The sequence below is a fragment of the Natrinema salaciae genome (genome assembly GCF_900110865.1).
In the GTDB taxonomy this organism is placed as follows: Archaea; Halobacteriota; Halobacteria; order Halobacteriales; family Natrialbaceae; genus Natrinema; species Natrinema salaciae.
This window is the reverse complement of sequence record NZ_FOFD01000004.1, coordinates 633,808-650,571: the sequence shown is the minus strand read 5'-3', so window position 1 is coordinate 650,571 and position 16,764 is coordinate 633,808. Positions and strand designations below refer to the sequence as shown.

The 16,764-nt window shown below is 69.1% G+C and carries 15 protein-coding genes; 3 read left to right on the top strand and 12 right to left on the bottom strand.

Annotation, left to right across the window (positions count from 1 at the left end; translation table 11 throughout):
- Positions 1-43: 43 nt before the first annotated feature.
- Positions 44-1,033 carry an NOG1 family protein gene (locus BMX07_RS16690; protein ID WP_090619780.1) on the bottom strand — a complete coding sequence of 330 codons (990 nt, stop codon included), beginning with the start codon at positions 1,031-1,033 and terminating at the stop codon, positions 44-46.
- Positions 1,034-1,183: 150 nt separating this feature from the next.
- On the opposite strand from BMX07_RS16690, the gene BMX07_RS16685 reads away from it, so the two are divergent.
- From BMX07_RS16685 to BMX07_RS16670, 3 genes are all read left to right on the top strand, one after another.
- A complete protein-coding gene (locus BMX07_RS16685) occupies positions 1,184-1,555 on the top strand; it encodes a DUF5518 domain-containing protein (protein WP_090619777.1) in 372 nt (123 codons plus the stop codon).
- 170 nt (positions 1,556-1,725) lie between these two features.
- Entirely contained in the window at positions 1,726-2,340 is a 615-nt protein-coding gene (locus tag BMX07_RS16680; protein ID WP_090619774.1) for a DUF7978 family protein, read from the top strand.
- Positions 2,341-3,291: 951 nt separating this feature from the next.
- Positions 3,292-4,179: a hypothetical protein gene (locus tag BMX07_RS16670; protein WP_139210931.1), complete on the top strand. Its 888-nt coding sequence runs from the start codon at positions 3,292-3,294 to the stop codon at positions 4,177-4,179.
- A 233-nt stretch (positions 4,180-4,412) separates the two neighbouring features.
- Here the strand turns inward: BMX07_RS16670 and BMX07_RS16665 are convergent, their stop codons facing one another.
- From BMX07_RS16665 to BMX07_RS16610, 11 genes are all read right to left on the bottom strand, one after another.
- Positions 4,413-5,546 carry an AAA family ATPase gene (locus BMX07_RS16665; protein ID WP_090619767.1) on the bottom strand — a complete coding sequence of 378 codons (1,134 nt, stop codon included), beginning with the start codon at positions 5,544-5,546 and terminating at the stop codon, positions 4,413-4,415.
- Positions 5,547-5,638: 92 nt separating this feature from the next.
- Positions 5,639-7,087 carry a hypothetical protein gene (locus BMX07_RS16660; protein WP_090619764.1) on the bottom strand — a complete coding sequence of 483 codons (1,449 nt, stop codon included), beginning with the start codon at positions 7,085-7,087 and terminating at the stop codon, positions 5,639-5,641.
- On the bottom strand, positions 7,088-9,403 hold the full coding sequence (locus tag BMX07_RS25200; protein ID WP_245742140.1) for a DUF58 domain-containing protein: 2,316 nt from the start codon (positions 9,401-9,403) through the stop codon (positions 7,088-7,090).
- Positions 9,400-11,628: a DUF4129 domain-containing protein gene (locus tag BMX07_RS16645; protein ID WP_090619761.1), complete on the bottom strand. Its 2,229-nt coding sequence runs from the start codon at positions 11,626-11,628 to the stop codon at positions 9,400-9,402. The genes BMX07_RS25200 and BMX07_RS16645 overlap by 4 nt, the downstream gene beginning before the upstream one ends.
- Positions 11,629-11,838: 210 nt before the next feature.
- Complete coding sequence (gene hisE, locus BMX07_RS16640) at positions 11,839-12,123, bottom strand: phosphoribosyl-ATP diphosphatase (protein WP_090619758.1); 285 nt, start codon at positions 12,121-12,123, stop codon at positions 11,839-11,841.
- Entirely contained in the window at positions 12,124-12,591 is a 468-nt protein-coding gene (locus BMX07_RS16635; protein ID WP_090619996.1) for a bifunctional nuclease family protein, read from the bottom strand. It abuts the gene before it with no gap.
- Between the two features lie 199 nt (positions 12,592-12,790).
- Positions 12,791-13,123: a HalOD1 output domain-containing protein gene (locus BMX07_RS16630; RefSeq protein WP_090619755.1), complete on the bottom strand. Its 333-nt coding sequence runs from the start codon at positions 13,121-13,123 to the stop codon at positions 12,791-12,793.
- A gap of 47 nt (positions 13,124-13,170) precedes the next feature.
- Positions 13,171-14,319, bottom strand: coding sequence for a bacterio-opsin activator domain-containing protein (locus BMX07_RS16625; protein WP_090619752.1), 1,149 nt, complete (start codon positions 14,317-14,319; stop codon positions 13,171-13,173).
- Positions 14,320-14,494: 175 nt separating this feature from the next.
- Positions 14,495-15,472 carry an acetamidase/formamidase family protein gene (locus BMX07_RS16620; RefSeq protein WP_090619749.1) on the bottom strand — a complete coding sequence of 326 codons (978 nt, stop codon included), beginning with the start codon at positions 15,470-15,472 and terminating at the stop codon, positions 14,495-14,497.
- A 156-nt stretch (positions 15,473-15,628) separates the two neighbouring features.
- Complete coding sequence (gene pdxT, locus BMX07_RS16615; RefSeq protein ID WP_090619746.1) at positions 15,629-16,249, bottom strand: pyridoxal 5'-phosphate synthase glutaminase subunit PdxT; 621 nt, start codon at positions 16,247-16,249, stop codon at positions 15,629-15,631.
- 131 nt (positions 16,250-16,380) lie between these two features.
- The gene (locus BMX07_RS16610; RefSeq protein WP_090619744.1) at positions 16,381-16,542 is read right to left on the bottom strand and encodes a preprotein translocase subunit Sec61beta; all 162 of its coding nucleotides are present in this window, start codon (positions 16,540-16,542) and stop codon (positions 16,381-16,383) included.
- Positions 16,543-16,764: the final 222 nt, after the last annotated feature.

Genomic DNA, 16,764 nt, shown 5'->3' with positions numbered 1-16,764 from the left:
CCGTTCGGGACCGCTCCCTCGAGCGGGGTCGCTGCGTTCCGGGTCAGCCCTCGAACGGAAGCTTGGGCTGGTAGTCGATCGCCTCGACGGCGGCGTCGAGTACCGTTTCGACGTTCGAGCCGGTTTCGACGCTCATCGCGTAGTCCGCCGCGACGGCGTCGTTCAGGGTATCCTCCTCGAAGCGGTCCTCCTTGTTCGCGATCGTGAGCACGGGAATCTCCTCGAACTGGGCCGCGATCGAGTCCCGAAGCTCGAGTTGCGAGCCGATCGGATAGCCGCACTCGCCGGTGGGATCGACCATGACGAGCATGCAGTCGGCGAGGTACTCGATGGCGCTGACAGCCTGCGATTCGATCTCGTTGCGCTCGGCTGGCGGGCGGTCGAGCAGACCGGGTGTGTCGACGATCTGGTAGCGGATGTGGTCGCGCTCGAAGTGGCCGACGCCGATTCCCTTCGTCGTGAAGGGGTAGGATGCGGTCTCCCCGCGGGCGTTCGTGACGTCGTTGACGAACGACGACTTGCCGACGTTCGGGTAGCCGGCGACGACGATCGTCGGCTCGTCGGGGTCGATCTCCGGCAGGTCACGCAGATCGTTGCGCGACTCGTTGATGTACAGCAGTTCGTCGTCGACCTGCTCGACGATGTCCGCGAGCCGGGCGAAGGCCTGTTTGCGGTGCTTGCGTGCGGTGTCCACGTCAGTCTTGCGCAGTCGCGGCTGGTACTCCTCGTGTATCTCGCGGGCCTTTCGGCTGGCCCACATTACCTCCGAGAGGCTCTGGCGCAGTTTGTCGACGTCGACGATCGCGTCGGCCAGCTCGTAGTAGAAGGGGTGGACGTCGTCCTCGTACTCGAAGTCCGGCCACGCCGTCACCACGTTCTCGAGGTTGTCCGAGATGATGTTCGCGGCCGTCTGGAGCATCGACTGCTGGGCCTCGAGGCCGCCCTTGGCCTTGCCGGACCGCGCCGCCCGCGAAAACGCTTTGTCGATCAGCTCTTCCGACGTGGGCGTGGTCGGAAGGTCTTCGAAAATCATGTCCAGGGCTAGCGTCCCCGACCATAAAGGGCGTTCGTTATGGAGCGGTCCAGTCGTCGGTTCGGGGCGTGCCGTCGGTTCGGGACGCGTTTCGACGGGGCGGCAGGTGTCCGCCGCGGGCTTATCCCCGTCGCCGTCCTCCGATCTAGCATGACAAACTGGCGCGCCGTCTTCGTCGGGTTCGTCGTCGCGACTGTTCTCGGAATCGTCGGTCTCGCCCTGCCTGGGTTCGGTCAGATCGCGGCGGGGCTGGCCGGCGGCTTCGTCGCAGGCTACATGGCCGGCGGCGGACTCGGAAGCGGCTTCTGGCACGGGCTGCTCGCCGGCTCGCTCGGCGGGATCATCGGCGGCCTCCTCGTCGGCGTGGCGGTCGGCGTCGCCGGCCTCGCGCTCGGTCCCGTCGGTGGTGCGGTCTCCGGTGCCGCAGGGATCGGTATCTTCGCGCTCGCCGTCGCCATCTCGCTCGTGATGGCACTGGAGAGCGCGGTCGCCGGCGTCGTCGGCGCGGCTGTCAGCGCCTGACGGGATCGGGCGTGCTTCAATTACATCCCGTTCCGGTGTGCGACTCGCCGCGTCGTTCTCGAGGCTCTGTCGCGACCGTCCAACTGCATATATTTATCCGCCGCGAAACATAATTGTACACAATAAAACATCCGAAATTGTTTTTGCGGTGTGCTGTGCTGGTTGGTAGCATGATATTCGATGACGAAACCAGGCGCGCGCTCGGTGCGGGCGCGCTGACCGGTGGACTCGCGTGGCTCGTCGGCTACCTCCTCACGTACGCGGCCGCGATCGGCGACGTCAGGTCGAACGAGCAGTTCCGTCTGCTCGAGTCGGCGGCCGACGAGTCCCTGACCGTCGAGATGATCGGCCTGTTGTTCTACAACGCGCACAACGTCAGCGCCGACGTTCCACAGTACGGCCTCCTGCGAGCACTCGAGTCGAACCACGACTTCATCGCTGCGGACGGTGGGAGCACCCTGCTGCTGTACGGCGTTCCGGTCGTCGTCCTGGTCGTCGGCGGTGCCGTGGTGACGAGGGCCGTGCGGTACGACCTCGAATCGACAGCTGACGCCGCCTTCACCGGAACGACCGTCGTCGTCGGCTACTTGCCGTTCGCCGTTCTCGGTTCGATCGGCTTCGCGATCGACCTCGGCGAGGGGGCGATGCGGCCCGATCTGCTCCTGTCCATCGGATTCGCCGGAACGTTCTATCCGCTCCTGTTCGGTGCTATCGGCGGCGTCGGTGCTCGGTTCGCTACGCGTGGTTTCCGCGAGGGCTCGCTCTCCGATTCCGACGGCACGTGACCGCGCGGTTCGCGTCGTTCCTCTTTGGTCGACCGGGGATGGCGTCGGTCACGGTTTCGGACTGCTGTCCGTTCTCGCGGGCCGGTAGCCGCGAGCGCGGGTCGGCTCGCAACGCCGAGTGGAAGGACTCTCCCCGTCGGTACCGCGGCGACGAACGAGACGTTCGACTGCGTGTGCTCGGCGTCGTCGACCGCGCGTCGACGGTGTACCGAGCGATCCGAGACGACCGACCTACTGGGGTACCGGTAGTATCCGGCTCTTCCGTTCCGAACAATCGTTGTGCAATCGTGAACGCCGTCCGGGTGAGGATCACGGCGCCGCCGAACGCTCGTTCCGAGTTCGCCGACTCCTGTTCGTGCCGCCACTCGACCGGTCGCTCGAGGCGGTAGCCGCCGAGGATTGCTGCAGGACGGACGCGGCAGACGGTGAAACCGGCGGGGTGAGATCCCCCGCGGACCGTGCTGGACCGTGATCGCCAGCAGCCGAGTCGGTTTCCGATCGGGCACCGTTCCGGGAACCAGCGACCCGATCGGGCGAGCGGCGGGACGAACGCGGGCCGGGAGTCGTGCCGGTTCCCGTCCGACGACGGGAGTTCGTCTCCCCGCCCCGGCCGCCCAATATATAAAATTCTGGACTTTTTTGAACCGTCCCTCCAGCGCGGATAGTGGACACATATGCCGGCAATATTTTCTACTGACGGTTACTTCCGGCCGTTTATATCTCCGAGAAACGGTGTTCCACCGAAACAGCGGGTATCCGTCACCCCGGAATAGCGGTTTTATACCGCCGGAAAAGCATACTATTGCTGGTAGAAATATCGGATTGTCTCGTTCGGCTCGCAAAACGAACAACACGCCGATCGTTTAATACACGTATAATAATTATATTAATACAAATACCATTTTTTGCCCTGACTGGGCGGCGCTCGTAGCTCCAGTGAGGCGAGAAATCATGGTAGACGAAACCCCACTCACACGGCGGCATAGCTTGAAGATGATCGCGACCAGCGGTGCACTGTTGGGAAGCGGTGCGATCGGCGTTTCGGCCGTGCAAGACGACGGCGACGGTTCCGGATCGGACGACACCGACGCGGCCGAGATCGATCCGAGCGCGATTCGACTCGTGGCCGAGTGCGTCGACGCGAACCGCGAATACGCGACGTTCCGCGTCGACAACGACGCCGACCGGTCGATCACCCTCACGCACGAGGGAACTCCCCTGTACGACTCCGGCGGTACAGACGAACCGGACGACGGCGACGACGGCAACGACGGCAGTGAGGGCGACGACGGCAATGACAACGCGGCGGCGGTCGAGGAGATCAACGCCATCGTCGAGGACATCAACGCGAAACTCGAGAACGTCGATCCCGTCGGAACGATCGACGAACTTACCGAGTCGACGGCCGACGACCTGCAAGACGAGATCTTCACGCAGGTGGTCGCGGAGATCAACGCGCAGGCCCAGGAACAGATCGGGGCCGACATCGCCGACGAGGTCAGCACACCCGAGGAAGCGCGTGCGGAGGCCGAGGAGATGCCGGTCGACCGGGCGACCGACGCGCTGAACAACGCCGCCGATAGCGTCGAAGAGATACAGTCGATCGCCGCCGACGCGACGAGCGGCGATGGCGACGACGGCGACGGTGACGACGATACCGGCGGCGGCTCGGACGACGGACTGACGGTCGCGGCGAACGGGTCGACCCGATTCAAGACCCGACTCGAGGAAGACTGTACTGCGACGGTGACCCTCTCCCTGAACGCCGAGACGGTCGCAGAGGCGACCGTCGACTACAACCAACAGGAGACGTACTGCGACGGGGAGGAGTCCTGCTAGGCACGCACGCGCATTCGACGTGCCGTGGAAACAGGCAGGCGATGACTCGCCACAGGACGGGAGCCGTTGTGACACGGCCACGACTCACCGTGAAACGAGCCAGACACCCTCGTAGATGACGCTCACGGCCTACGAAGAGTCGGAACCCACTGCCAGCGACGACTAACGGGCGGTACGGACTCCCCCGGAGGAGTGCAGCCACCGTCCGGGGCGGATCCGCGACGAGATCGCCGTCACCAGGCTCCGTCGTCGGGTCCGGACTCCTCGCCCCGTTCGCGCGTCGGACTCGAGTCGGAGCCGCCGTCGCGACCTTCGGCGTGCGGTTCCGACGACCGTAACTCGGTCTCGGTTTCGGTGTCGGATTCGGACGCGGTGGTACTGCCGGACCCGGGCTCCGCGCCCGGCGCGACCGCCGGCACGTCGACCGAATTCATCGCGTGGCGAACGACGGCGCTTCCGTCGACGCCTTCGACGGTCGCCTCGGTCGTGAGCACGATCCGGTGGGCCATCGTCGGCTCCGCGAGCCGCTTGACGTCGTCCGGCGTCACGTACGACCGGCCGTCGATGAGCGCCGCGGCGCGGGCCGTCTCGAACACGCGCTGGACGCCCCGCGGCGACACGCCAATCTCGGCCCGCTGATCAGACCGCGTCCGCCGCGCGAGTTCGACGATGTAGCGGCGGACCTTCTCGTCGACGGTGACGTCCTCGGTCAGCTCCTGTAGCGTTCGGACGGCGTCCGGGCGGAGAACCGGGTCGACACTCGGCGAGAGCGACCGCCGGTTCGCCCGGCGCTCGAGCAACCCCAGCTCGCCCTCGAGGTCGGGATACCCCATCGAGGTCTTGACGCTGAATCGGTCGCGCTGGGCCTCGGGCAGTCGGAACGTCCCCTCCTGTTCGATCGGGTTCTGGGTCGCGACGACGATGAACGGCTCCGGCAGGTCGTGGGTCGTTCCGTCGACGCTGACCTGCCGCTCTTCCATGGCCTCGAGCAGGGCGGCCTGGGTCTTCGGCGGGGCGCGGTTGATCTCGTCGGCCAGGACGACGTTCGTGAAGACCGGTCCCTCGGCGAATTCGAACTCGCCGGTCTCGTCGTCGTAGATCGTCGATCCGGTCACGTCCGACGGCAACAGGTCCGGCGTGAACTGAATCCGTTTGAACGCCAGTCCCATCGACTCGGCGATCACGCGGGCGGTGACCGTCTTTCCCGTTCCCGGGACGTCCTCGAGCAGGACGTGCCCGCGGGCCAGCACTGTCGACAACACTGCGTAGAGGACTTCTCGGTCGACGACCGCCGCCTGTTCGATGCGTTCGACGACGCTCGCCACGGTGCGTGCGGCGTCGTCGGCCGCCGCGTTCGTCTCGTCCATACGCGACAGTGACAGTAGATCACCAAGAAGCCTCCCCTCGAATCGCACGCCCGGCCGGGAGCGGGGAGGTATCGACCCGGCTCCCGCCGTCGCTAGCCCCGCAACGGGAGCACCAGAACCAGCGCACCGAACACGAGGACGACCGCAGCGCCGGCCGCCCCGGCGCTCGCGAAGAGGCCGGCCCGGAGCAGTTCGAGGCCGACCGCGACGACGACGGCCGCGACGGCGATCCCGACGGCGACGGCACCGTGGAACAGCTCGAGCCGGCGGGTCTCGGGGAGGTGGCCGAGCTCGGCCGTCACACCGAGTCCGAACGTCGCGCTGTCCCAGACGAGGATCGCCGCGGCGATACAGCCGAAGACGACGAACGGGTTGGCTCGCCCCAGTCCGATGGCGGCGACGACGAGCCCCGTCGCGGCGATCGCCGGTCCGGTGGCCCGCGCCGGGAGCAGGCCCAGCGCCGCGCCGACGACACCGCTCCCGACCACGAGGCTGAACGCCAGCGGGCCGAGCAGGAGGCCGACGAGGAGTATCGCTCCGATCAGGAACGGGCCGACGGTCGCCTCGCCGCTCGCGACGAGGAGGACCAGCCCGAGCGCGAACGGCACCGCGAGGCCCGCGCCGACCGCGACCGCGGCGGTCCGCCGCGTCGTCTGCGCGGTGACGTCTCGCGTCAGCCGTCGCAACAGGAGCGCGACGGCACCGGCACCGACGCTCACGCCGCCGACCGCCACGAGCGGCCAGACGACGATCGGCGAGGAGAGCGCCCCGAACGCCGCCGCGAGGAGCGGCAGCGCCGTCAGCACGTCGAAGACGCCCGTAGCCGAGAGGACGACGATCCCGACGATCGCTGCCACCGACCCGAGGACCGTATACAGCAGGCCTCGCCGGACGGCGGTGAGTCGGCGTTCGACCGTCGGGCGTCGGTCCCGCGGGGTCATCTGGCGAACCGGGAGCCACCGCAGTGCCAGTCGAACGAGGCAGCCGGTGGCCGCGACGATCAGGAGGAAGCCGACGACGGACCCGACCGGCGACGAGACGCCGACGATTCCGGTCAGCACCGTCCGCCCGACGACGGCGACGAGAGTCAGGATCGCGAGGACCACGGCCGCGATCACCATCGATGCGTACGCTATCCCGGTTCCCGTCGCGGCCGGCGTCAGATCGTCGCCGCCGATGTCGGCCCAGGCCGCTCCGATTCCCGCGAGGGCGAGCGCACAGCCGCTGACCGCGAGCCCGGACGGGGTGACGAACGGGGCCGCGAACAGGACCAGCGCGAACGCCGAGCCGAACGTCAGCAGGCAGCCGTGTGCCACGAACTGGATGACGAACCCGTCGCGCTCGAGCAGGCCGATGCCCGCGACGGTCATCCCGACGACGAGGGCGAGCGTCGGCAACAGCGAGGATTCACCGATCACGACGCCGACGATACCGACGACGGCGACGACGGCCAGACTGGCGATCCAGAGGCTCGCGGCCCGCGGGCGGCCCTCGTCGCCGATCGCGGACGGTCGGTCGAGGCGAGGGCCGGCGAGGGACATCTACTCGACACCCCCCGTTTCGACTCGGTCGTCGGCTGCCGCCTCGGCCCCGCTCGCGCCGTCGCGGCTCCCGCCACCGCTCGAGCCGCCACCGGTCAGTCGGCTGCTCGAGAGCCGCGCGTCGGCGGCGAAGGCGTGTTCGATGACCAGCGGCAGCGGGGTCCCGCGTCGCCAGTCGACCGTGCGAGCACCGGCGGCCTGACAGCGGGCCAGCCGCGTCCGCCGTCGTGTCTGCTCGTACTGGCCGCTGACGGTGTTCTCCGGGACGACGTCGGGCGAGCAGACGACGACCGGCAGTCCCGCGCCGCGCCAGGTTTCGACGGCACCGACGGGCGGGTCGTCGAGGACGGGCGAGAACAGGGCGAGCTGTGCGCTCGCGGGGGCGAGCTCGAGCACCTTGCGGACCTGTTCGCTCGTCCGCCCTCGGCGTCGGACGTCCGATCGGTACGGACCCGAATCGGAGCCGGTCGCCGACTGGCCGTCGGTCACCGACCGGAGGAGGTCGAGCGCGCGGGTGCGCTGTTCGGGGCCGCTCGCGGGTTCGAGCCAGTGGCAGCCGGCCGGCCCGGGGCCGTCCAGCCCGAGGACGGCGACGCCGACGTCGTGGCCACGCTTCAGCAGGTCCGACAGCGCGCGGGTCGCCGCGTAGGTGCCGTACTCGACGGCGGTCGGCTGCCCGCGGCCGGCGACGACGCGGTTCGGCGCGCGGGCGTCGATGACCAGCACGACCGTCGCCGAGACCTGCCGCTCGTAGTTGACCGTCGCGAGCGTCCCGCGTTTGGCGTAGTGACGCCAGTCGATGCGGTCCGCGGGGTCGTCGGGGTGGTACTCCCGGGTCGAGTGAAACGAGGTCCCCTCACCCGGGTCGTCGGTCGTGAGCTGCCCGACGCGCCCCGTCCCGTCCTCCGCGATCGGCGGCGCGTCGGCGTCGAGTCGGCAGACGACCGATCGATCGCCCGCTACCGGCAGCGCCGTCGTCGCCACCGCGGTGGCTCCGAGTCCCCGAACTCTGCACTGGGGGGACTCGAACGCGTACTCGCCGCGGCGAGCCACCACCAGGTACTCCACGCGAACCCGCTCGCCGGGTCGGAGCGTCGCGCCGGCCCGCGGCGACCCCTCGAGGACGGCGAGATCCGCGGGGACGCCGTCGGCGATCCGGAGGTCCGTGATCGTTCGGTCGGAGCGGTTGGTCACGTCGAGCGCGACGGTGACCGGCTGGCCCGGCGGCGCGGGCGTCGGCGACACCGTTCTGGTCGCGACGAGTCCGTCGGGCAGCCGCACGCGAGAGAGCGAGCCGGCGGCGACGAAGACGAGCGGGATAACCGCGCCGAACAGCAGGACTGGATTCCCGTCGGCGACGCCCGCGACGGCGAGCGCGACCGTCGCCGCGATCGCTCCCCGCCAGCGCACCTGTCGGCCGATCGTCCCATCGCGACTCGCCGACCGTTCGTCGGCTGGTCGGTCGTCGTCGCTCCGCTCGGCAGCGCGGGGGCCGGTCTCGCTCCGTTCGTCGCCCTCCGGTTGCGCGTCCGTTCGCTCGGCGTCGTCCTCGACCCGTGGGCGGGTCGGCCCCGGTCCGCGAGCGGTTGCACGGGGTTCGACGGCGCGCTGCAGCCGGCCGTCGGCGCCGCGCTGGAGGTCCTCGAGTCGCGGCTGCAGGACGGGGACGCTCCGCGGCGCGGTCTGGCCCGGCACCGTCGGCAGGGCGTCGTCGGCGACCTCGGCGACCGCGCCCGTCGCCCGTCGTGCCCGCCGGCGGACGACGCGTTCGGGGTACAGCCACGCCCGAACGCGCTCGCGGAGCGGCCGAGTCGGCGGATCGACGGCCGCCGCGAGCACGCTGGCGGCGACTCGGTCGTCGGTCCAGCTCCCGTCCGCGAGCGCCGCCTCGGCGTCCGACCGCGACCACCCCCCTCGCTCGAGGGCGTCCAGCAACGCCTCCCGGAGCGGCGGCCGAACGACCGCGAGGCCGTCGGCGACGGTTCCCGCATCGCGAGCCTCCTCGCCGGCCGCTTCGATCACGCCGGCGAGCGCGTCGCTCGAGAGCGCGGGGTCGCGGTCGGTTCGCTCGGGTGCCGGGTTCGCGAACGGTTCGTCGGGTGCCCAGGGAACCGTCGGCGCATCCCGGTCCCCGCCGGACGTACCGGGCGTGCCGCGGATCTTCCAGACCCCGAGGCCGAACGCGACGAGCGCGATCAGGACGACGAGGCCGCCGGCACCGCCGGATTCCTCGGCGCCGTAGAATCCGAGCACCGCGCCGACCGCGACGACGACCAGCCCGCACAGGGCGACGACGAGTTGGCGACGGCGTCTCACGGCTCTCCCTCCGTCGTCTCCGACGCCGGTTCGCGCTCGTCGTCGGCCTCGGCGCTCGTTGCGTCTCGAGCGCGCTCGACCGCGTCGTAGGCGTCGGCCGCCCGTTCGCGACGGTCCCTCGAGCGGGGCCGACCGCCGTACTCGACCTCGCGGAAGAGCGTCGTCAGTTCGCGGACCGGTTCGCTGGGATACCCGTCCGCGCGGGCGCGTCGTTCGATCTCACCGGGCGTGCTCGTGCGCCACCGGCCGGGTGCGACCCGCCGCGCGAACGATCGCCACAGTTCGCGAAACGAGAGCGCATCGTCCGATTCCCGACCCGCCGCAGTCCGCTCCTCGTCCGCTCGAGCGCCCTCGTCCCCGGCGGGTTCCGTCGATTCGGTCGCCGTCTCGTCGGATCGGAACACGACCGCAGCGGCGACGGCGAGGACGGCCGTGACGAGCGCGGCCCCGCGGACACCGTCGACGACGGCGCCGCCCGCGATCAGCACGACCGCTCCGAGACCGGCTGCGACCGCCCGGAGCGGGAGCGTCTGCGCGGCCGCGATCGTCCCCACGAGTCGGGCCCGCGCGCGTCCCGGGAGCGTTCGCAGCCAGTCCGCGAACCGTTCCCGGAGGGCTCGCCCCGAGCGGGGCATCGATCGAAGCCACTCGGCGACGGCACCGGCCAGCGCTCGCCCGCGCTCGAGCAGCGCCTCGAGTCGGTCGACCCATCGCAACGCGACGGCGACGAGCCACGACGCGAGTCGGTCCAGTCGGTCGCGGATCGACGGGAGGTCGCGGACGCCGCCGTCGAGCCACCCCCCGTCGGATCGCGAGCGAGCGATCCAGAGTCCGAGCAGGGCGACGACGCCGAGCGCGACGAGTCCGCCGACTCGCCCGTAGAACGCCTCGGCGACGAGCACTGCGACGAGCGCCGCCGCGCTCCCGAGAACGGCGATCGGCCCGCGGCGACCGTACCCGCGGTACGAGAGCGCCGCCAGTCCGGCGACGACGACCGCGAGCACGAGCGCGGCTGCGCCGTACTCGCCGACGAGCGACACGCTCGCGGTCTGTCGCTCCGTACTGACCGTCACCGTCGCCGTCGGATCGCGCGGCAGGTCGATCGCCAGTCGCCCGTCCTCGTTCGTCGTTCCGACGGGTTCGCCGTCGACTGCCACCTGCGCGTCCTCGACCGGCGTTCCGTTTATCGATGCTTCGACGGCGCCGCCGCTGCCGGGAATCGGTGCGATCCCGTCGGGGACGAACGCCACCTCGAGCGCCAGTACGTCGACGGTCGTCGTCCCCGCGAAGTCGCCGCGGGCGACCTCGAGTTCGAACGAGTCGGTGCCGTCGTCGGGAACCGTCACTGCGGCCCTGCCGTCGGCGTCCGTCTCGCCGACGGTCGTCCCGTCGACGGCGACGGTCGCCTCGCGCATCGGCTCGTCCCTGATCGTCGCCTCGACGGTGATCCGCTCGCCGGGGTAGGGATCGCCGTCGACGTCGAGCCGGACCGTGGCGTCGATCGGGTACGTTCTCGAGGCGTTTGCCGACCCGTCGGCCTGCGCGGTCGCCGCTCCGAGCGCGGCGCTCGAAGCGGTTCGTTCCGTCGGTGCGACGGACGCGACCGACGCGACCGACGCCGTGAGGCCCGTCGAGGCGATGTGCTTCGTCGCGGTCGACGACGACGTGGACGTGCCGGCTCGACACGTCGCGTCCGTTCCCGCTCCGACGCGGATCGTCAGCTCCTTGACGTACGGGACCTCGCCAGTTACCCGCCCGTTCTCGTCGGTTTCGCCGACTCTCTGCTCGTCGAACCACACTGGCGTCCCGGTGAGCGGTTCGCCCTCGTATCGGATCATCGCCGTGACCTGGCGTCCGGGGACCGGCTCCCGATCGAGCATGATCCTGCACTGTGGGTCGCTCTCGGTCACCGCCGTGTCGTCGCGGTCGACGGTGAACCACTCGAGCAACTGCCGCCAGTCGAACTCGATATCGGGGGCGTCGCCGGAGCCGCCGTCACCGCCGTCCCTGCCGTCGAGATCGAACTCCGGCCCGTTTCCGTCCCCGCCGTCCCAGTCGACGTCGAATCCCGGACTCGAGCCGCTATCGCCGGCCATTCCGGGTGCGAACGCGGCCGCCAGCACGAGCGCGAGGGCCGCGAGCGCGACGAACGAGACCTGCCGGTAATCGGCCCCGCCGGCGGCGTCATCGGCCGTTTCGTCGGTGGTGGTGGTGTCGTCGGACACGGGTACTCACTCCGTTCGCGGTCGGTCGGCGGCCCAACCTGTCGCTATCACAACGAGTGGGTATGGAACCTACCCCACAAAGAAGGTACACGTTCGCGCCCCGCCGACCGGGGACCGATCCCGGGTTCGCGTGCACGGGAGCGGGCGCGGGCGCGAATCCACCACTAAGAACTAAAAAATCTCAGAACCGGCGTCGGATCGCGGCCACCGTCACCGCCGCGCCTCGAGTTCGGCCTCGAGGTCCGACAGCTCCATGTCCTTCATCGCGAGCAGGACGAGCAGGTGGTAGACGATGTCGGCCCCCTCGTGGGCGATCTCCTCGCGGTCGTCGTCTTTCGCGGCCAGGACGAGTTCGGTCGTCTCCTCGCCGAGCTTTTCCAGCACCGCGTTCTCGCCTTTCTCGTGGGTGAACAGCGAGGCGGTGTAGGAGCCCTCTGGCAGCGTTTCCTTCCGGGCTTCGATCACGGCGAACAACTCCTCGAGCACGTCGTCCATCTAGAGGTCACCCGACACGTTGCGGATGTCTTCGAGTTCGGCGAACTTCTCGCTGTCGTCTCGGCTGTCCTGGAAGACGTCTTCGGTGATCTCGATCGGCGCGTTGGTCCGGGCGGCCAGCGCGAGCGAATCGCTCGGGCGTGCGTCGACGACCGTCTCGCCGCGGGCCGTCTCGAGGTGGATGTCGGCGATGTAGGTCCCGCCCTGTCCGTCTTCGCGCTCCGAGATCTCGTTGACGACGACGTGATCGATGCGGCTGCCGAGTTCCTCCATGACGTCCAGCAGAAGGTCGTGGGTCAGCGGCCGTCCGATGTCTTCGGCCTCGAGTCCCCGGGCGATGCTGGTCGCCTCGTTGAAGCCGATAAAGATCGGGACGACGTCGTCCTCTCCCTCGACGGCGAGGACGACCACGGGGACCGGCCCCTGTGGCGTCCCTGCGACGCGAACCGCGTCGATGGATGCCTGCATATCCATACCGTTGACCGGCAGGGAGAAAACATGTCCGGTCGCGAATGCATGCACGACGCCGTTGACGCCGTCGGCTCCGTCCCTCGAGCGCGAGTCGGGGCGAACGGCGCAGTGGTACCGACGACCCAGCGGCCCGTCGACCCGACGATCCAACGACTGACGTGGACCCGGAAACGGCGACTGTGTCCCGCGAACGCCGTCAGTCCGCCGGCGGTTCGACGACGACGCGGCCGTCGCTCGAGACCGTCACCCAACAGCCTTCGTAGGAAAAGGAAACGTCGACGGGGTGGTCTCGAGCGGACGTCACGAGGTCGGTGAGCGCTTCGGGATCGACCGTGTCGTAGAGTGGCGACATCGCGTCGGGTTCGCGGTTCGTCACGTCGCCAACGGCTTCGATGATCGCGACGACGACCGCGGCGGAGCCGCCGTCGAATCGGCTGTGGAACGTGTCCGTGATGGGGTCGTATCCGGAACTGTCCTCCCCGAGCGGCCGGGACGGGGGGGAACCGGAGTGGGCTGTGTCATTGCTCATTGCGACTCTGTATCGCGGGTAGCCTAGTAAGGGGTGACGCTGACTAGTCAGCGCCCCTCCGCGCCGGACTTCTCGAAGAGGTGCTGAAAGACGGTCCGCTCCGCCTTGCGGAGGTGCTGATTGAAGGTCTGCCGGGTGACACCGAACCGCTCCGCCAACTCGTCACCGGTGCTGGTCCGCGGCGTGTCGAAGTAGCCGCTGAAGTACGCGGCGTCGAGCGTGGCCGACTGCCGATCGGTGAGCGCGTCGGCGACGATGTCGTACAGCAGATGGGGCGAGTAGACGAGTTCCTCGGACACCAGTTCGGCCGTGGGGTGGAACCGTCGAATCTCGTCCGCGGCCTGCCGGTGATCCACGTCGCCGGGTAGCTCGCCGCGGAACCTGACTTCGTCGGGCCCGACGATGATCTCGCGAGGGCGACCGCCGAGCGCCGAGAAGACGCGGGCGACCGTCGCGGATTCCGAGTGCGCTTCGATGCGATTGTGCCCGGCGATCGAACTGAGCAACCGCGCGTCGAGGAAGTGGGGGACCTCTTCGATCGCGGTGACGAAGTCGCTCGCAGCGAGGTCCGCCGTTCCCATGTACTGGACGGTGGTTCCGTCCGGCAGCGAGACGACGGAGTCGATCTCGATCTGCGTTTCGCCGCGGTCGACCCGAAGCGAGGGCGGGACCGCCGGCTCGTCCGCGCGGAACTCGAGCAGCCTGACGTGGTCGCTCGTCAGTCGTTTCTCGCGCCGTTTCAACGGCGTCACGTCCTCGAACGCGAAGGCGACGTACTCGACGCTGCCGTCCGCGTCGCACAGCGGCGCGGCGTTACTCGAGAACCATCGCTCGGTTCCGTCCGGGAGTTCGATCCAGTGTTCGAACCCGAACGCAGGGTCGCCCGTCTCGAAGACGCGCGCAACTGGGTGGTCGGCCGCCGGGACGGGCGTCCCGTCGTCGTAGTGGAGGGGCCACTCGGACGGATCGTACGTTCGACCGACGAGTTCATCGTGCGGGAGTCCGAGCGTTTCCGACGCGCGCTCGGTCGCGGACACGATCTCGCCAGTCGAATCGATCACGAGCATACTGACCGGATAGGCCTCGAAGAGCCGTCGCGAGAGGCCTTCGGGAAGCGACCCCTGCGACGCGTGCTCGGTCGTCCCCTGTTCGATCGACTCGCCGTCGTGAAGTCCGTCCCCCGACGGGTCCGTCATCGCGATATCGTCCGTTCGACGTGCGGGGCTGTCCTCTCGAGGCGATCGCTTGGCGTCGCCGGACCTCGACCGCCCGATGTCTCAGCCCCTCGATCGCCCGATGGTTCGGTGTGTCGATACCGACGCATACCGTCGATACGGTCCCGACGAATAAATGCCTACCACCGGTCGCTCGTCACGCCGCCCGACGCTGCTCGTCCGGAAAGAGACGCTCCGGGAGGTACGCGGAGACGACCCAGTTCGGGGCGTTGACCACTTCGTTGATCTTCAGGTCGACGGCCGCCGAGCACAGGATGTAGGCGTCGTTCCGGTCGAGCCCGCGTTCGTCGTGCAGGTGGTCGATCATGTTCCGGACGGCCGCTCTGGTCGCCGTCATCAGGTCGTCCGCGATGCCAGTCGTCCCGTACATCGGCTCGTTCCGGCCGGTCGGCGTGAACGGCCCCGTGGTCTCGAACTGGGGCTGGTCGATCGACAGGTCCGACCGGAGGTCGAATCGGCAGGTGACGGCCGTCGGCGCCTCGATGCCGGTCCCGCAGACCTCGCCGTCCCCCTGCGCGGCGTGGCCGTCGCCGACGCTGAACAGCGCCTCGTCGACCGCGACGGGGAGATACAGCGTCGAGCCCGCCGTGAGCTGTTTGATGTCCATGTTCCCGCCGACCGATCTCGGCGGAAACGTCTCGTGCGTGCCGTCCTCGGCCGGCGCGACGCCGACCACGCCGGGAAACGGATCGAGCGGCACCTCGATGTCGTTCGCGAACCGCGCGACGTCGCCGTCGAACTCCCAGACGTGCAACGCCGGCTCCGGGAACTCGTCGGCCAGGAGCCCGAGGTCCGCCTCGCCCGGGAGGACCAGCGTGTACCCCCAGCCCCGGTGTTCGACTGCGAGCAGTTCGACCGCGAGGACGTCGCCCGGACGAGCCCCCTCGATCGCCACGGGGCCGGTCAGCGTGTGGACCCGCTCGACGTCGAGGTCGGCGACGTCGGCGACCGTCGAGTCCGGGTCGAGCTGTCCGCCCGTCGAGTCTCTGCACTCGAAGCGGACGACAGTGCCGGGCTCGACCGTCCGCACCGGCTCGAGGTCGTTGTTCCACGCGCTGTGAACCGTCTCGTCGTCGGCAGCGATCTCGTACGCCGCGTCGTGTCCGCTCGCCATACACCTCCAGCACACATCGCGCGGCGGGATAAAACAGTCACCCGTTTCGACCCGGCTGCGGGCGTGAGCGGCGGCCGAGGCGTCGCTTACCCTCGAACCTCTCCGCCTGCCCTCTCGTCCCGCACCGCTCACTGCGTGCCGCGCTCCTCGAGCCGACTACTGCGCGTCCTCGAGCGCGGGCACCGACGCGGCCTCGTTCTCGAAGAAAGCCAGCCCGTGGAGTCGGCTATCGGTGGTCAGTTCCGGGTGGAACGAGGTTCCGACGACCGGGCCATCCCGGACCGCGACCGGGCGGTCGTCCCACGTCGCGAGCACGTCGGCGTCGCCGACCGAATCGATCGCCGGCGCGCGAATGAACACCGCCGGATACGGCTCGTCGTCGAGACCCGCGACGTCGAGCGGCGCTTCGAAGCTGTCCTTCTGCCGGCCGAAGGCGTTGCGCTCGACACCGACGTCGATCACCCCGAGTTCGTCGACCCGGTCGTCGCCGGCGTCGCTCGAGGCGACGATCAGGCCGGCACAGGTCGCGAGCAGAGGCTTGCCGGCGGCGACGTGATCCCTGATTTCGGGGGCGATCCCCTCGCTGTGGACCAGTCGGGAGATGGTCGTCGACTCGCCGCCCGGCATCGCCAACAGATCGCAGTCGGGGACGATTCCCGACTCGCGGATCTCGTGGATCGTGACGTCGCGGCCGCGGGCCCGCGCTGCGCGTTCGATGGCGACCGCGTGTTCCTCGACGTCGCCCTGGACCGCGACGACGCCCGCAGTCAGTGACATGGCCACCGGTATGAACGGTGTCGTCAAAAAGCTCGCGCCACGGCACTCGCATGTCCGTTCGCCACGCCGTCAGGCCGCCGGCCAGCGCAGCCGCTACTCGAGTCGCTGTCGAAAGAAGGTCGGTGGCCGCGTTACGCGACGAACGTCAACAGCTGGACCAGCACGCCCAGCATGACGCCGAACGCGATGACCGTCTTGGGGTCGATGTGGATGGCGTTCGAGTCCTCGGAGTCGAAGTACCGGACGAGTCCGGCACTGGACATCAGCCCGCCAGTGTTCTGTCCTTTGTCCATACCTGTGCCTATGCGTCCCCGGAACTAAACCTTTCGACCGGCGGTGGTGGTTCGCGGGCGATCCGATCGGTCGGAAGAGAGCCACACGGTGGCTGCAACGAAAGCCACGACTCTCACCGGTCGCGGTCGTCGGTTCCCGCCGCGATGGACCGTCCGTCATCGCACGGAAGTGAACGAAAACGAGTCATTACGGCATTCGATACTGTCTAGTTCGACGAAACG

Excerpts from the sequence above, each read along its gene's own strand:
- BMX07_RS16690 (WP_090619780.1), bottom strand. The coding sequence starts at position 1,033 with ATGATTTTCGAAGACCTTCCGACCACGCCCACGTCGGAAGAGCTGATC.
- BMX07_RS16685 (WP_090619777.1), top strand. The coding sequence starts at position 1,184 with ATGACAAACTGGCGCGCCGTCTTCGTCGGGTTCGTCGTCGCGACTGTT.
- BMX07_RS16680 (WP_090619774.1), top strand. The coding sequence starts at position 1,726 with ATGATATTCGATGACGAAACCAGGCGCGCGCTCGGTGCGGGCGCGCTG.
- BMX07_RS16670 (WP_139210931.1), top strand. The coding sequence starts at position 3,292 with ATGGTAGACGAAACCCCACTCACACGGCGGCATAGCTTGAAGATGATC.
- BMX07_RS16665 (WP_090619767.1), bottom strand. The coding sequence starts at position 5,546 with ATGGACGAGACGAACGCGGCGGCCGACGACGCCGCACGCACCGTGGCG.
- BMX07_RS16660 (WP_090619764.1), bottom strand. The coding sequence starts at position 7,087 with ATGTCCCTCGCCGGCCCTCGCCTCGACCGACCGTCCGCGATCGGCGAC.
- hisE (WP_090619758.1), bottom strand. The coding sequence starts at position 12,123 with ATGGACGACGTGCTCGAGGAGTTGTTCGCCGTGATCGAAGCCCGGAAG.
- BMX07_RS16635 (WP_090619996.1), bottom strand. The coding sequence starts at position 12,591 with ATGCAGGCATCCATCGACGCGGTTCGCGTCGCAGGGACGCCACAGGGG.
- BMX07_RS16630 (WP_090619755.1), bottom strand. The coding sequence starts at position 13,123 with ATGAGCAATGACACAGCCCACTCCGGTTCCCCCCCGTCCCGGCCGCTC.
- BMX07_RS16625 (WP_090619752.1), bottom strand. The coding sequence starts at position 14,319 with ATGACGGACCCGTCGGGGGACGGACTTCACGACGGCGAGTCGATCGAA.
- BMX07_RS16620 (WP_090619749.1), bottom strand. The coding sequence starts at position 15,472 with ATGGCGAGCGGACACGACGCGGCGTACGAGATCGCTGCCGACGACGAG.
- pdxT (WP_090619746.1), bottom strand. The coding sequence starts at position 16,249 with ATGTCACTGACTGCGGGCGTCGTCGCGGTCCAGGGCGACGTCGAGGAA.
- BMX07_RS16610 (WP_090619744.1), bottom strand. The coding sequence starts at position 16,542 with ATGGACAAAGGACAGAACACTGGCGGGCTGATGTCCAGTGCCGGACTC.